The 13,343-nt window shown below is 70.6% G+C and carries 14 protein-coding genes; 8 read left to right on the top strand and 6 right to left on the bottom strand.

Annotated elements, in window-relative coordinates:
- Nucleotides 1–599 precede the first annotated feature (599 nt).
- Both ASG30_RS17985 and ASG30_RS22675 read right to left on the bottom strand, forming a co-directional pair.
- A complete protein-coding gene (locus ASG30_RS17985; RefSeq protein ID WP_082522175.1) occupies nucleotides 600–2,825 on the bottom strand; it encodes an AsmA family protein in 2,226 nt (741 codons plus the stop codon).
- Nucleotides 2,826–2,832: 7 nt separating this feature from the next.
- On the bottom strand, nucleotides 2,833–2,976 hold the full coding sequence (locus ASG30_RS22675; protein ID WP_156385600.1) for a hypothetical protein: 144 nt from the start codon (nucleotides 2,974–2,976) through the stop codon (nucleotides 2,833–2,835).
- Between the two features lie 241 nt (nucleotides 2,977–3,217).
- On the opposite strand from ASG30_RS22675, the gene ASG30_RS17980 reads away from it, so the two are divergent.
- On the top strand, nucleotides 3,218–3,604 hold the full coding sequence (locus ASG30_RS17980; protein ID WP_055899865.1) for a response regulator: 387 nt from the start codon (nucleotides 3,218–3,220) through the stop codon (nucleotides 3,602–3,604).
- Nucleotides 3,605–3,649: 45 nt separating this feature from the next.
- Here the strand turns inward: ASG30_RS17980 and ASG30_RS17975 are convergent, their stop codons facing one another.
- Entirely contained in the window at nucleotides 3,650–4,282 is a 633-nt protein-coding gene (locus ASG30_RS17975; protein WP_013902425.1) for a response regulator, read from the bottom strand.
- 110 nt (nucleotides 4,283–4,392) lie between these two features.
- Here ASG30_RS17975 and ASG30_RS17970 point away from each other — a divergent pair, with 110 nt between their 5' ends.
- The 6 genes from ASG30_RS17970 to ASG30_RS17945 all read left to right on the top strand — a co-directional run bounded on the left by ASG30_RS17970 (nucleotide 4,393) and on the right by ASG30_RS17945 (nucleotide 8,730).
- Nucleotides 4,393–5,757 carry a CHASE3 domain-containing protein gene (locus ASG30_RS17970; RefSeq protein WP_235579832.1) on the top strand — a complete coding sequence of 455 codons (1,365 nt, stop codon included), beginning with the start codon at nucleotides 4,393–4,395 and terminating at the stop codon, nucleotides 5,755–5,757.
- 198 nt (nucleotides 5,758–5,955) lie between these two features.
- Nucleotides 5,956–6,258 carry a hypothetical protein gene (locus ASG30_RS17965; RefSeq protein WP_055899862.1) on the top strand — a complete coding sequence of 101 codons (303 nt, stop codon included), beginning with the start codon at nucleotides 5,956–5,958 and terminating at the stop codon, nucleotides 6,256–6,258.
- An 8-nt stretch (nucleotides 6,259–6,266) separates the two neighbouring features.
- Complete coding sequence (locus ASG30_RS17960) at nucleotides 6,267–6,647, top strand: hypothetical protein (RefSeq protein WP_055899859.1); 381 nt, start codon at nucleotides 6,267–6,269, stop codon at nucleotides 6,645–6,647.
- Nucleotides 6,644–7,108, top strand: a complete 465-nt coding sequence (locus ASG30_RS17955) for a hypothetical protein (RefSeq protein ID WP_055899856.1) — start codon at nucleotides 6,644–6,646, stop codon at nucleotides 7,106–7,108. Before ASG30_RS17960 ends, ASG30_RS17955 begins: the two co-directional genes overlap by 4 nt.
- A 76-nt stretch (nucleotides 7,109–7,184) precedes the next feature.
- Nucleotides 7,185–7,505, top strand: coding sequence for a BON domain-containing protein (locus ASG30_RS17950; protein ID WP_442965694.1), 321 nt, complete (start codon nucleotides 7,185–7,187; stop codon nucleotides 7,503–7,505).
- Nucleotides 7,506–7,572: 67 nt separating this feature from the next.
- A complete protein-coding gene (locus tag ASG30_RS17945) occupies nucleotides 7,573–8,730 on the top strand; it encodes a zinc-binding metallopeptidase family protein (RefSeq protein WP_055899853.1) in 1,158 nt (385 codons plus the stop codon).
- A 1-nt stretch (nucleotide 8,731) separates the two neighbouring features.
- Here ASG30_RS17945 and ASG30_RS17940 read toward each other — a convergent pair whose 3' ends face one another.
- The 3 genes from ASG30_RS17940 to ASG30_RS17930 form a co-directional block, all read right to left on the bottom strand.
- Nucleotides 8,732–9,187 carry a BON domain-containing protein gene (locus ASG30_RS17940; protein WP_082522174.1) on the bottom strand — a complete coding sequence of 152 codons (456 nt, stop codon included), beginning with the start codon at nucleotides 9,185–9,187 and terminating at the stop codon, nucleotides 8,732–8,734.
- A 79-nt stretch (nucleotides 9,188–9,266) separates the two neighbouring features.
- Nucleotides 9,267–11,720, bottom strand: a complete 2,454-nt coding sequence (locus ASG30_RS17935; protein ID WP_055899847.1) for a ligase-associated DNA damage response DEXH box helicase — start codon at nucleotides 11,718–11,720, stop codon at nucleotides 9,267–9,269.
- Entirely contained in the window at nucleotides 11,717–12,235 is a 519-nt protein-coding gene (locus ASG30_RS17930) for a MarR family winged helix-turn-helix transcriptional regulator (protein ID WP_055899844.1), read from the bottom strand. Before ASG30_RS17930 ends, ASG30_RS17935 begins: the two co-directional genes overlap by 4 nt.
- Before the next feature lie 106 nt (nucleotides 12,236–12,341).
- On the opposite strand from ASG30_RS17930, the gene ASG30_RS17925 reads away from it, so the two are divergent.
- On the top strand, nucleotides 12,342–13,325 hold the full coding sequence (locus ASG30_RS17925) for a Bug family tripartite tricarboxylate transporter substrate binding protein (RefSeq protein WP_082522173.1): 984 nt from the start codon (nucleotides 12,342–12,344) through the stop codon (nucleotides 13,323–13,325).
- Nucleotides 13,326–13,343: the final 18 nt, after the last annotated feature.

Here is a 13,343-nt window from a genome sequence, read left to right as displayed (position 1 = left end):
GACACAGCGGTGGCTGACCAGGCAAGGCTCCTGATAGGCCCCCGTCATTCCCGCGAAGGCGGGAATCCAGAGCATCCGCCTTCAGCGAAGTTGAGAGAAGCACTGGATCCCCGCCTTCGCGGGGATGACGATGGTGTAGGTCGATGACGTGGCGAAAAAATGGGCAATGGCAGTCAGAGGCGAGCAGCGGGGCGCGGAGGATTCCTTGCTCACGCCGCACCCTGCTCCCACGCGGCAGGCGGTGCCTGGCCCGGGCGATTTGTGGGACGAGCCGGGCTTTCCGCGGCCCGGCCGTTGCGAGCCGCAGGCGAGCTTGACGGGCGATTTGTGGGACGAGCCGGGCTTTCCGCGGCCCGGCCGTTGCGAGCCGCAGGCGAGCTTGAAATGAACAACTGACTCGCGGCAGCTGTCTGAACGGAGCGCTGCAAAGCAGCGCGCAGTGAGTTCTGCCGCGCAGGCCGGGCCGCGGAATGCCCTGCGAGTTGGCGAGTGAAGCGAGCCAACCGGCCCACCATGAGCCCGGGCCGGGCACCGCCTGCCGCGAGGGCGCGCGGGTCAAGGAAGCACTGATCCCCGCCTCCGCGGAGATCACGGCTCACTCAAGGCGCGATCGGCTTCCCGGGTGTCCCCGTCCCCAGCGACTCCGCCGAAGCGTTGGACCCAGCCGCAGCAGCCTGCGCCTTCCCATTGCCCGCAGCACGGCCGCCAGTGGCCGCAGGCGCAGCGCCCATGCCGGTCCCCCGCTCATTCACGGTCTTCCCGCCCGCACCCGCAGCCGGCGGCGCCGTCCGCTCCACGCGCGCCTCGGCCCGAGGCGCGGACGCTTGCTTGAGCGTGCCCACGCAATCGGCATCGAGGCCAGGGCCGGTCTCGATCGTGGCGGCCAGCGCCAGCAGCGGGTTGATCGCCCCGAGGCCGATCGCCAGCGCGGCCCGGCCGGCCAGCGCGCTCTTCTGCAGGCCGATCTCGGGCGCACCGAAGGTGCCGGCGACCTTCAGGGGCGAGCGCAGGCTCAGGATGCTGGTGTCCTTGGGCGCGGGCCGGATCAGGACGTCCATGCTCTCGCGCGCCAGGTCGACGCGGGCCTCGCCGTCGAAGACCGTGTCGCCGGTGTCGAGCACCAGCGCGCGCGACGTCATCAAACCGTTGTTCACGTCGAAGGCCGTGGCGGCGCAGCGCAGCTCCACCCGGTTGTCGCCCCGCACCAGGAACTTGATGATCTCGCCGCCGTCCAGGCCCGCGATCTCCAGCAGGATGTTGCTGATCTCGCCGCGGCCCATCAGCATCGCCACGTTGCCGTTGGCATTGGCCAGCATCTGCGCGACCGATCCCCCGCGCGTGGCCAGGTCGACCTGGCCCTGGATCTTGCCGAAGCTGTTGCGGGCCGACTCCGACCGCGGGAACAGCCGGTTCAATTCGAGCGAGCGGGCATCCAGCTTGGTCTGCACCACCGCGGGCTGCGCGTTGGCATCGATGCGCACGCGGCCGGCCAGCCGCCCGCCCGCCACCCCCAGGTCCAGCGGGTCCAGCACCAGCACGCCGTTGTCCAGTCGCACGTTCACGCCCATGCGGTCCAGCGGCAGGCCCTTGGCATTGACCACGCGCGCGGCGTCGATGCGCACGTCGGCGTTCATGGCCTTGAGCCGGCTCACGTCCAGCGGCGCCGCCGGCAGCACCTTGCGGTTGGGGTCCTTCGGTGGCTTCTTGCCGCTCGCCTTGGCTTCCTTGGCCGCGGCCTGGGCCTGCGACACCTTCTGCTGCTGGCCCGGCGCGCCGCGCCGGTCGTCGTCCAGGCCGATCACCGGCGCGAGGTCCACGAAGTCCAGCACGCGCGACTGCAGCTTGCCCGCCAGGCGCGGCACGCTCTGCGAACGGTCGAAGGACAGATCGCCGGCCATGTCGGTGTTGCCCAGGCGCGCGCCGATGTCGCGCACCCGCCAGAGCTCGCCCTGCTTGGAGAGCTGGCCCGCCACCGAGTAGCGCGGCGTGTCGGGCAGCGTCACGCCCACCAGCCGGTAGAGCTCGGCCAGGTTCGGCCCCTGCATCTGGAAATTCACGTTGGCGCCGTCCAGCGTCGACAGGCTGGCGATGGTGCCGCGCGCGCGCAGCTGCGTGCCGCCGGCGGTGGCCTGCACCTCGGCCGGGAAAGGCTGCTGCAGCGGCGCGCTCAGGTACAGCACGTCGCCGGTGCGGCCTTCGGCGTTGAACGCCTGCCCGCTCCAGCGGCCCTGGGCCTTGAAGCGCAAAGGCATCACCGGACCGGCATTGGGCTCTGCGGGCGCCTGCTTGTCCATCGCGAACTGCAGCCGGATGTCCGCGCCCTGGTGGCGCGCGACGTAGTGGGCCGTGCCCTCGTCGATCACCAGCGCGCCGACCGAGGGCACGTTGCGCTCGTCCTTGGTGTCGCTGCCCAGCGCCCAGGTGCGGCGACCGTCCGGCTCGATCTGCAATCCGAGCTGCGGCTTCGACAGATGGATGAAGGGCAGCACGATCTCGCGCCTGGACAGCAGGGGCCACAGGCGGATCTCGACCTCGGCGCCTTCCGCCTTGACCAGGTGCCGGTCCTGCGCCCAGTCGGGGTTGGCGAACTCGATGCCGTCCATGATCACGCGCGTGGTGCGGCCGACCTTCACGTCCAGCCGGCGCGTGATCTCGAAATGCCGGCCGGTCTTGTCCGAGACGTAGCGGTTGATGGGCCCGCGCAGCGTGTCCCAGGGGAAGAAGGCGACGAGCAGCACCAGCGCCAGCAGGAACAGCGCTATGCCGGCGAGGACCTTGAACCAGAGTCTTGAGTGAAGGGGCGAAGGGGCGGCGGCGGAACTCATGTTGCCTTCAGCGCGCGTCCGCCACGGACGGCACCGGAACCTCTCCCACCGCGGCCGGCGGTCCGGCCTCCACGGGCTCGCCCAACGCCACCAGGCCCGCTGCGACCAGCGTGCCGAAAAAGATGATGAGGGTGTGGAGGACCAGCTTCATGCCCGAGCGCGTGCAGCCGCACGCTTGCAGTTGCGGCGAGTTTGGCCGTCGAGTCGCGGACGGCCGGTCAGTTCTCGGCGTCAGGTCCTGTCGGTCCCAGCCTACAGGCAACCGGGCGGGCACCCGGCCCGTTCGGGCCGGGCGCAGTAGGCGCGCTCCTACGGCTGCGCTGGGGGGCCGCTGGCACAATCGCCGCGTCGTGCGCTTGCGCACGCTCCATCGCCGCCGACCGGACCTCCCATTGGAACTGCGAACCTTCTTCGTCGAGGACAACGCGACCATCCGCGAGAACCTGATCGGGACGCTGGAGGAGCTGGCGTGCATCCGCGCGCTGGGGTGGGCGGACAACGAGACCGACGCCCGCGCCTGGCTGCGCAAGGCGGACGACCAGTGGGACCTGGCCGTGATCGACCTCTTCCTCAAGCAGGGCAGCGGGCTGGGGGTGCTGGAAGCGTGCCGCGGGCGATCGCCGGGGCAGCGGGTGGTGGTGCTGTCGAACTACGCCACCACCGACATGCGCAAGCGCTGCTCGCAGCTGGGCGCCGACGCGGTGTTCGACAAGTCCAACGAGATCGATGCGCTGATCGACTACTGCGTGCAGCAGGCCGACGCGCGCTCGCGCGCCTGAACGAAGAAAAACGGCCGGCGGGTGCCGGCCGTGGTTCGCAGCCGATCAGTCGATCAGCTTGTTCTTCAGCGCGTAGTAGGTCAGGTCGCTGTTGGAGGCCAGGCTCATCTTCTCCATCAGCCGCGTGCGGTAAGTGCTCACCGTCTTCACGCTGAGCGACAGCGCCTTGGCGATGTCGCCGGCGGTCTCGCCCTTGGCCAGCTTGAGGAACACCTGGAACTCGCGCTCGGACAGCTGCTCGTGCGGCGCGCCGCCTTCCTTGCGGTTGAGCTGCTGGGCCAGCAGTTCGGCCACGGCCGGCGAGATGTAGCGGCGGCCCAGCGCGATGGTGCGGATCGCGTTGACGATCTCCATCGGCTCGCATTCCTTGTTCAGGTAGCCGCTCGCGCCCTGCCGGATGAGGTTCATCGCGTAGTGTTCTTCGGGGTACCCCGACAGGATCAGGATGCCGACGTCCGGGGCCTTGGCCCGGATCATGCCGAGAGCGTCGATGCCGCTCTGGCCGGGCATCGACAGGTCCATCACCAGCACGTCGAGCTCGGTGGTGCGGACCAGGTCGATGGCTTCGCGGCCGCTGGCCGCCTCTCCCACCACGCGCAGGTCGACCTGCTCCGAGAAGAACTGCTTCAGTCCCGACCGGACGATGGCGTGGTCATCCACAATGCCGACTTTGATCATGTCTGTTCTCTTTCAGTGCCCTCCACGGGCGTCTCGGGCGGCCCACCAGCGGCTGGAATGGCCTACCCTTCAGTCATGATTATTCTGGATTTTATTGTCATTGGGTGCGCTTGCCGGTGAACTTCATCCACTCGAAAGCACTACCGAGGACGGCGATCAGCCTGTTGCTGGCTCTGCTGGCCGCCTGCGTGCTGATCGGCATCAACGAAACCGGCCACAACCGCGCACGCGCCGAACTCGACAGCATGGAGCGCGAATCCGGGACGCGCACGGCCCTGAACCGCCTGCTGCAGCAGGTGCTGGACGCCGAAACCGGCTCGCGTGGTTTCCTGCTCACGGGCGACCCCCGGTACCTGGCTCCGTACGACAGCGCCGTGGCCGGCATCGGCCAGAGCCTCGAAGCCCTGCGTGCAGCATACGCGCATGCCGCGCAGGAATCCGCCATCCTGCAGCAGCTCAGCCGGGACGTGCAGCGCAAGCTGGCCGAGATGGAGCTGTCGGTGCGCATGCGCAGGCAGGGCAACGAGGATGCCTGGAAGTTCGTGGTGCTGTCCGACGTCGGCCAGCAGCAGATGGAGTCGATCCGGGCGCAATCCGCCCGCCTGCTGGAGATGACCGGCCGGCGCATCGACGCCAGCGAGGACCAGGTGCGCAGCTCGCTGCTCTATTCGAGGCTGGGCATCGCCTTCGTCACGCTCGCCGCGCTGCTGGCTTTCTGGGCGTACCTGCGTCAGACCACCGCCCTGCGCGCGGTGGGCGAACAGCAGCAGCTGGCGCTGCAGCAGGAGCGCGACCTGCTCGAGCGCCAGGTGCGCGACCGCACCGCCAGCCTGGCCGAACTCGCGACGCACCTGCAGGAGGTGCGCGAGGAGGAGCGCGGGCACCTCGCGCGCGAGCTGCACGACGAACTGGGCGCGCTGCTCACCGCCGCCAAGCTGGACGTCGCCCGACTGAAGTCGCGCCTGGGCCCCGAGCCCTCCGAGGTGTCGCAACGCCTGCAGCACCTGACCGAGACATTGAACAGCGGCATCGCGCTCAAGCGCCGCATCATCGAGGACCTGCGCCCCTCCTCCCTGGCCAACCTGGGCCTGCAGGCCTCGCTGGAGATCCTGGCGCGCGAGTTCTCCGAGCGATCGGGCGTGGAGGTGGTCACCAGCCTGGAGCCGGTGGAACTGGACGACGCCCACCAGCTCACGGTCTACCGGCTGGTGCAGGAGTCGCTCACCAACATGGCCAAGTACGCGAAGGCCCGGCACGCCGAGGTGACGGTGCGTGCGTATGCGAACCATGTCGAAGTGGAGGTGCGCGACGACGGCAAGGGGTTCGACCCGGCCAGCATCCGCCCTTCCACGCACGGGCTGGCCGGCATGCGCCACCGGGTCGAGGCCGCGGGCGGCCGCCTCATCGTCGACACCCGTCCGGGCGGCGGAACGCGGGTGTTCGCAGTGCTGCCCACGCGCGTGCTGCAAGCCTGAAAAGGGCCGGACGGGCTGTCGGCCGGCTCCTACAGCGCCGCTCCTCGCCAGCCGACAGCCGGTCACGCCTGCGGCTGATCATTTACGGCTGACCTCGCCGCGTACCCTCAGGCTTCGAAGCGCATCCCACGCAGCGCTTGCGACGGGGCCGCGCACGCGAGCGCGGCTGGCACACAACCACGAACGAGAGGAACAGACATGGCCAACCCCACCAGATCGGCTCGCGCCGGAGCCGCCGCCCAATCCCTGGCCGATGACGCGATGGAGCGCATGCGCGACCTGCGCTATGGCGTGCAGGACCTCGCCACCCGCAGCGCCAGCGCCGTCGGCGAGTCGGCCCACATCGCCCAGGAGCGCCTGGGCCGCTACGCCAGCGTGACCGGCCGCTACGTCACCGAGCAACCGGTCAAGTCGGCCATCATCGCGGCCGCCGTCGGTGCCGCCGTGGCGGCCATCGTGATGGTGGCCCGCAGCCGCCGCAACAGCCGCTACTACTACTGAGCGGCGCGATGAGCCTCGTGCACCCGATCTTCTCGGTACTGGTCAGCCGGCCCGAACTGGTCATGGACCACGTCGCGGGCTACGCGGCGCTGGTCCAGGAGGAAGCGACGTCCGCCGGCACCGAAGTGGCCAAGCGTGCCGCCGCCTGGGCCGTGTGCGGGGTCGGGGCGCTGCTGTTCCTGGTGTTCGCCGGCGTCGCGGTGATGCTCGGGGCCATGCACGGGGAATTCCACTGGGCGCTGGTCGTGGTGCCGGCGATCCCGCTGGCGCTGGCGGCGGCGGCCTTCGCCAAGGCGCGCCGCCCCATGCCCGCCAAGGCCTTCGCCGAACTGAAGGCGCAGCTGGATGCCGATGCGCAGGTGCTGCGCACGCTCGGAGGCCGGCCGTGAGCGCCGGCTCGGATCGTCTGCAAAGCAGCCGGCTCGCCATCCTCGAGCACCTCCACCGAAAGGAACAGCGCCGCCACGGACGCTCGCCGGACGAAACCGGCCCCGAGCACGCCGACGAGGGCACGTGGAAAAGCCACCGGCGCGCCAACCCGCCCGGCGCGGGCGGCTGGCTCGACACCCTGCGCGACGTGGTGCAGGACTGGTGGAAGTACCACCCGGCGCACATGGCCTTGGACATCGCCCGGCCCGCCCTCAGCGCCTACGCTGCGCGCAAGCCGGTGCAGTACCTGGGGCTCGCGGCACTCGCCGGAGCGGGCCTGTTCTTCATGCGACCCTGGAAGCTGATCTCGGTGACCGGTGTACTGGTGGCGGTGGCCCGATCCCCGCACGTGGCGCAGCTGATCATGCAGGCCATGTCGGCGTCGCAGAACCCGCGCGACGACGAACCGGTGCACGATTGAAGCGGGCCTGCCGGGCGTGGTGCGGTCCGGCCGGCGAGCGGGACGCGAGAACGCACCGGAGAAGATCGGAGATCACATGAAGATGAATGCAAGGACCCTGCTGGCCGCCACGGCGCTGGCGGCCGCGGCGCTGGCCACGACAGGCTGCGCGGTGGTGCGGGGCCAGGAAAGCGCGGGCGCCTATGTCGACGACACCGCCACCACCACCGCGGTGAAGGCCAAGTTCGTCGAGGACAAGACCGTGGACGCGGGCGCGATCAAGGTCGAGACCCTGAACGGCACCGTGCAGCTGTCCGGCTTCGCCAAGTCCAACGCCGAGAAGGCGCAGGCCGAGTACCTCGCGCGCAACACAAAGGGCGTGCGCTCGGTGCGCAACGACATCATCGTCCGTCCCTGACCCCCGCAAACGCGGCGCCGCCGGCTGCTCGCCGCCGGCGGCGCCGCCCCCCTGCCGAAAGCGAGCCATGAAGACCTTCCGCTGCGACAACTGCGGCCATCCCCTTTTCTTCGAGAACGTGCAGTGCCTCCAGTGCGGCAGCGAACTGGCGTTCCTGCCCCACCGCCTGGCGCTGTGCGCCATCGAACCCGCCGCCAGCGACAGCACGCTGTGGCAACGCAAGCGGCCCGATCGCCAGCAGCCGGCCCACCACGCCTACCGCCTGTGCCGCAACCACGCCGAGCACGCGGCCTGCAACTTCGCGGTGGCGCAGGACGACCCCAATCCGTACTGCGTCTCCTGCCGGCTGACGCGCGTGCTGCCGGACCTTTCGGTGCCACAGAACCTGGACCGCTGGTGGCGCATCGAAGCGGCCAAGCGCCGGCTGTTCTACACGCTGGCGCAACTGGGCCTGGTGGACGCGTCGCCGCCCGACGGCGAGCGCGACGGTCCGGTGTTCGAGTTCCTGGCCGATACGCCCGGCCACATGGTGATGACCGGCCATGCGCAGGGCGTGATCACGCTCAACGTCGCCGAGGCCGACGACGCCGAGCGCGTGAAGCGCCGGGTGGAACTGCACGAGCCCTACCGCACCCTCCTGGGCCACCTGCGCCACGAGTCCGGCCACTACTACTGGGACCGGCTGATCGACGAGGAGGGCCGGGTGGAGGAGTTCCGCCGCCTGTTCGGCGACGAATCGGTCGACTACGCGCAGGCGCTGCAGAAGCACTACGCCAGCGGCGGCCAGCCCCAGGGCTGGCAGGACCGGTTCGTCAGCGCCTACGCCACCTCGCATCCCTGGGAGGACTGGGCCGAAACCTGGGCCCACTACCTGCACATGGTCGACCTGCTGGAGACCGCCGCCTCGTACAACACCCGGGTCGAAGTGCCGGGCAGCGAGGGCGACGAAGTGGACGACCCGTTCGACTCCACCGAGTCGGACTTCGACCGGCTGGTGGAGCAATGGGTGCCGGTGACGCTGCTGGTCAACAGCATGAACCGCAGCCTGGGCCAGGAAGACGCGTACCCGTTCGCGCTGACCACCGGATCGCTGGAGAAGCTGCGCTTCGTGCACGAGGTGATCCACAGCCCGCGCCGCAACCGCCAGCCGCAGGGACAGCAGCCCACCACCGGGTCCGCGATGCAGGACACCGAGCCGGCGGAGCGGGTGTCGCAGCCGGGCTGAATCAGCTCATGACCAGCGTGAGCTGGTCGTTCACGTCGCGCACGTCGCGCACCTGGCGGGCGATCTCGCTGGCGCGGGCCTTCACGGCCGCCGTGCGCACGGGGCCGCTGAGCGTGACCACGCCGTCGCGCGTGTCCACGTCGATGCGCGCGCCGCCCAGGTCGGTCGCGGCCGCCAGTTCGGCCCTCACCTTGGCCGTGATCTGCGAGTCGTCGTTGCGCATCGTGCCGGGCGCCGCGCCCAGCACGGCCGCGGGATCGCCGGCCTGCGCCCGGTCCTGCGTGCGCTGCAGGGGCGCCGTGCCCACCGGCGTGCGTCCCGCCTGCGGGCTGGCCTGGGGCCGTGTCGAGGCCGCTGGCGCCGTGTTGCTGTCGGGGTCATCGTCGCCAGGAGCGCAAGCCGCCACCGCCACGACGGAGGCGATCCACATCGCCAGGCCAATCGGTCGTAAGTCCATGCACCCACTCTAGGTGCGCCCCCCGCCCGCGCGCCACCCCGCATCCGCGCAAGCGCCTGTAGGAGGACTCGCGCAAACCTCAGCGGGTGTCGCGCTCCATGTCCCGCAGGATGCGGTCCAGCCGTGTGGACAGCTGCTCGGTGGTGAGCTTTTCGCGGAAGCGCTCGACCATCAGCGGCAGGCTCATGGGGCTGGGATGGCGCAGTTCGACCAGCGCCAGCTCGCGTTCGCGGATGCGCTCCAGCGTCGCGCGCAGGCGCGAGATCTCCAGCTCCTGGCTGAGGACCTCCTGCTCGGCCTGCGACAAGAGCAGGTTGCCGCGGTCGTACTTGCGGAAGACCTCGAAGAAGAGCCCGCTGGAGGCCTGCAGCTGCCGCATGCTCTTGGGCTGCCCCGGATAGCCCGAGAACACCAGCCCGGCCACGCGCGCGATCTCGCGGAAGCGCCGCTGCGCCAGCTCCGACGAATTGAGCGACGCCAGCACGTCGTGCAGCAGCTCGCCGGTGGAAAAGAGCGTCTTGTCGATCACCGGCGCCAGGTCGAACGGTTCGGCGCTCACCAGCTCGAAGCCGTAGTCGTTGACCGAGATGCTGAAGGTGTTGGGCCGGTCGCGCGCGAGCCGCCAGGCCAGCAGGCTGGCCAGCCCCAGGTGCACGTGGCGGCCGGCGAAGGGGTGGATGTAGAGGTGCTGGCCTTCGCGCGAGCGGAAGCTCTCCACCAGGATCGTGTCCGGCGTCGGGATTCGCGACAGCCTCGCCTGGGTCTCCAGCATGGGGCGCGCCGCCTCCAGCTCGGGATGCGCGTAGCGCCCCGACGCGGCCGCCTGCATCATCTCCAGCACCGCATCGCCCAGTTCGGTGGACAGCGCCATCTTGCTGCCGCTCCACGTGGGCACCGTGCCCTTGCTGCGGGTGGCGCGGCGCACGTAGGCCGCCATCTCCCGCACCCGCACGAACTCCAGCAGCTTGCCCGCGAAGTAGAAGTGGTCGCCCTTGCGCAGCCGCGCGATGAAGCCTTCCTCGATGGTGCCCAGCGTCCCGCCGGTCATGTACTTCACCTGCATGGCCGCGTCGCTGACGATGGTGCCCACCGACATGCGGTGGCGCCGGGCGATGCCGCGGTCGGGCACGCGGTACACACCGTCCTCGTCTGGCCGGATGCGGTGGTAGTCCGGGTAGGCCGACAGGCTTTCGCCGCCGCGTTCGCAGAAGGCCAGCGCCCAGTCGAAAGCCTCGCGCGTCAGCGTGCGGTAGGCCCACGCGCTGCACACCTCTTCGAACAGCTCGTCGGCCTTGAATCCGCCGCCCAGCGCGATCGTCACCAGGTGCTGCACCAGCACGTCCAGCGGCTGCTCGGGCGACGCGCGCTTCTCGATGCGCCCTTCGTAGGCGGCGCAGCGCGCGGCGGCGGCCTCGATGATTTCCATCGTGTTGGTGGGCACCAGCGTGAGCCGGCTGGCGCGCCCCGGCGCGTGGCCGCTGCGTCCGGCGCGCTGCATGATGCGGGCCACGCCCTTGGCCGAGCCGATCTGCAGCACGCGCTCCACCGGCAGGAAGTCCACGCCCAGGTCGAGCGAGGACGTGGCGACGACCGCGCGCAGGTTGCCGTCCTTCAGCCCCAGCTCCACCCACTCGCGCGTCGCGCGGTCCAGCGATCCGTGGTGCAGCGCGATCTGCCCGGCCCACTCGGGCCGGGCCTCCAGCAGCAGCTGGTACCAGATCTCGGCCTGCGAGCGCACGTTGGTGAACACCAGCGTGGTGCCCGGCGCCTGCGAGATCTCCTCCACCACCGGCTCCTGCATGCGCTTGCCCAGGTGGCCGGCCCAGGAGTACTTGCCGGGCTCGGGCGGGATCAGCGTGTCGATCACCAGCTTCTTGTCGATCTTGCCGCGCACGAGCGCCGGCGCGGGGACCGCCTGCTCGCCGCACAGCACGGCCATCGCCTCTTCCAGGTTGCCCAGGGTGGCGCTCAGGCCCCAGGTCACCAGCGCGGGGTTGAAGCGGCGCAGCCGCGCGAGCGCCAGCTGCGCCTGCACGCCGCGCTTGCTGCCGATCAGCTCGTGCCATTCGTCGACCACCACGAAGCCGACCGAGCCCAGCTCCTCGCGGCTGTTCTCGCGGGTGAGCATCAGGCTGAGCGACTCGGGCGTGGTCACCAGCACGGTGGGGAAGCGCCGGTCCTGCTTCGCCCGCTCGCCGGCCGGGGTGTCGCCGGTGCGCTGGCCCAGGGTCCAGTTCGGCGCCAGGTCCTGCAACGGCAGCAGGAGCGCGCGCGAGGTGTCGGCCGCCAGCGCGCGCATCGGCGTCAGCCACAGCACGCGCAGCGGCTCGGCCGACCGGCCCGGTGGATGGCGCTCCAGCAGCGCATCGAGCATGCCCAGCCACACGGCGTAGGTCTTGCCCGCGCCGGTGGTGGCGTGCAGCATCCCGCTGCGGCCCTCGGCGATGGCCTGCCACACCTCGCGCTGGAAGGCGAACGGCTTCCAGCCGCGCGCGACCATCCAGCGCCGACCGGACCCGCCGCGGGTGCTCATCCCATGGTCCTGCGGGCGCGGCCGCCGCGGCGGCGGTCGGCTTTGGGCAGGTCGGCCATGGCGACCAGCGATTCGGCCTTGGCCTGCATGCGCTCCAGGGCGGTGTGGAGCGTGTCGCGCTGGCGCGCGTCCAGCACGCCCAGCAGGTCGCGGTGGATGGCGGAGACCAGCGGGAACAGCTCGCGGTAGAGCTCGCGGCCGGCCGGCGTGAGCGCCAGCCGGGCCTGGCGCCGGTCCGCCTCGCCCGCCTGGCGCAGCACCAGCTGCTTGGCCACCAGCGAGGTCACGGCGCGCGAGGTGCGGGCCCGGTCGAGCTGCACGCGTTCGGCCAGCTGCGACGACATCAGACCCGGGTGCTGCGCCAGCAAGGCCAGCACGCGCCATTCGCGGCGGGTGATGCCGAAGCGGCCTTCGCACAGCCGGATCACCATGCTGCCGGCCGTGGCCAGCAGGCGGCTCAGCCGGTACAGGAGCAGGTCGTCCAGCGCGACGGGCTCATCCAGCCGGTGCGGCATAGAGGGTTTCCGAGGAGAAAGATTGATTTGATCAATCGATTGTGCGGCACCTAGAGTGGTTGGTTGCCCGCTCCGGCGCGATGCCGGACTGAAGGAGTAGCCCAAGATGAAAGCTCGCATCCCCCTGCTCGGCCCGCTGCTGGCCGGCGCCGTCCTCTCAGCCGCGGTGGTCCCCGCCGCGGCCCAGTCGCCTGCCTGGCCCACCAAGGCGGTCAAGCTGCTGGTGGGCTCGCCCCCGGGCGGCCCCTCCGACATCACGGCGCGGTTGTTCGCCGAGCAGCTGAACAAGCGCGGCGGCCAGCCGGTGGTGGTGGAGAACCGTCCCGGCGCCGGCAACAACCTCGCGGCCAGCGCGGCGGCCAAGGCCGAGCCGGACGGGCACACGCTGGTGCTCAGCCCGGACACCGTGCTCACGGTCAACCCGCTCGTCTACCGCACCCAGAACTTCGACGCGCGCAACGAGCTGGTCTCGGTGTCGGTGATCTCCAGCTTCACGCAGATGCTGGTGTGCAACCCCGCGGTCGGCGCGAAGACGCTGGAAGAACTGGTGAGCAAGGCCAGGACCAGCCGCATGACGTATGCGAGCGGCGGCCCCGGCGTGCCGGGCCACCTGGCGGCCGAGATGTTCCTCCAGGCGGCCGGCGCGAAGATGGAGCACGTGCCCTACCGCGGCCCCGCGCCGGCCACGCTGGCCGTGCTGTCCAACGAGGTGAACTGCGGTTTCCTGGCCACGCCCACCGTGATCCAGCACGTGAAGACCGACAAGCTGCGCGCGCTGGCCGTGTCCTCGGCCACGCCGTCGCCGCTCGCGCCCGACGTGCCCACGCTGGCCAAGGCGCTCAACCAGCCCCGGCTGGACGCGAGCTTCCGCCTGGTGCTCCAGACCGCCAGCGGCACGCCGCCGGCGGTGGTCGCCCAGATCGAGCGCGCCGCCATGGAGATCATGAAAGACCCGCAGGTGCGCACGAAGCTGCTGGCGTCCGACCTGGTGGCCCAGGGCACGAGCGCGGCCGAGGCGCAGCAGGTGATGAAGGCCGAGATGGCGCGCTGGGAGCCGCTGGTCAAACGGCTGGACCTGAAAGCCGATTGACCCCCCGGAGCTCCATCC

Origin of the sequence: Ramlibacter sp. Leaf400, assembly GCF_001424545.1 — a bacterium.
Taxonomy (GTDB): Bacteria; Pseudomonadota; Gammaproteobacteria; order Burkholderiales; family Burkholderiaceae_C; genus Ramlibacter.
The sequence above is the reverse complement of the archived record's forward strand: the minus strand, read 5'-3'. Positions and strand labels throughout refer to the sequence as shown.

Excerpts from the sequence above, each read along its gene's own strand:
- ASG30_RS22675 (WP_156385600.1), bottom strand. The coding sequence starts at position 2,976 with ATGAAGCTGGTCCTCCACACCCTCATCATCTTTTTCGGCACGCTGGTC.
- ASG30_RS17935 (WP_055899847.1), bottom strand. The coding sequence starts at position 11,720 with ATGAGCACCCGCGGCGGGTCCGGTCGGCGCTGGATGGTCGCGCGCGGC.
- ASG30_RS17965 (WP_055899862.1), top strand. The coding sequence starts at position 5,956 with ATGGCCAACCCCACCAGATCGGCTCGCGCCGGAGCCGCCGCCCAATCC.
- ASG30_RS17930 (WP_055899844.1), bottom strand. The coding sequence starts at position 12,235 with ATGCCGCACCGGCTGGATGAGCCCGTCGCGCTGGACGACCTGCTCCTG.
- ASG30_RS17950 (WP_442965694.1), top strand. The coding sequence starts at position 7,185 with ATGAAGATGAATGCAAGGACCCTGCTGGCCGCCACGGCGCTGGCGGCC.
- ASG30_RS17940 (WP_082522174.1), bottom strand. The coding sequence starts at position 9,187 with ATGGACTTACGACCGATTGGCCTGGCGATGTGGATCGCCTCCGTCGTG.
- ASG30_RS17985 (WP_082522175.1), bottom strand. The coding sequence starts at position 2,825 with ATGAGTTCCGCCGCCGCCCCTTCGCCCCTTCACTCAAGACTCTGGTTC.
- ASG30_RS17960 (WP_055899859.1), top strand. The coding sequence starts at position 6,267 with ATGAGCCTCGTGCACCCGATCTTCTCGGTACTGGTCAGCCGGCCCGAA.
- ASG30_RS17925 (WP_082522173.1), top strand. The coding sequence starts at position 12,342 with ATGAAAGCTCGCATCCCCCTGCTCGGCCCGCTGCTGGCCGGCGCCGTC.
- ASG30_RS17945 (WP_055899853.1), top strand. The coding sequence starts at position 7,573 with ATGAAGACCTTCCGCTGCGACAACTGCGGCCATCCCCTTTTCTTCGAG.
- ASG30_RS17975 (WP_013902425.1), bottom strand. The coding sequence starts at position 4,282 with ATGATCAAAGTCGGCATTGTGGATGACCACGCCATCGTCCGGTCGGGA.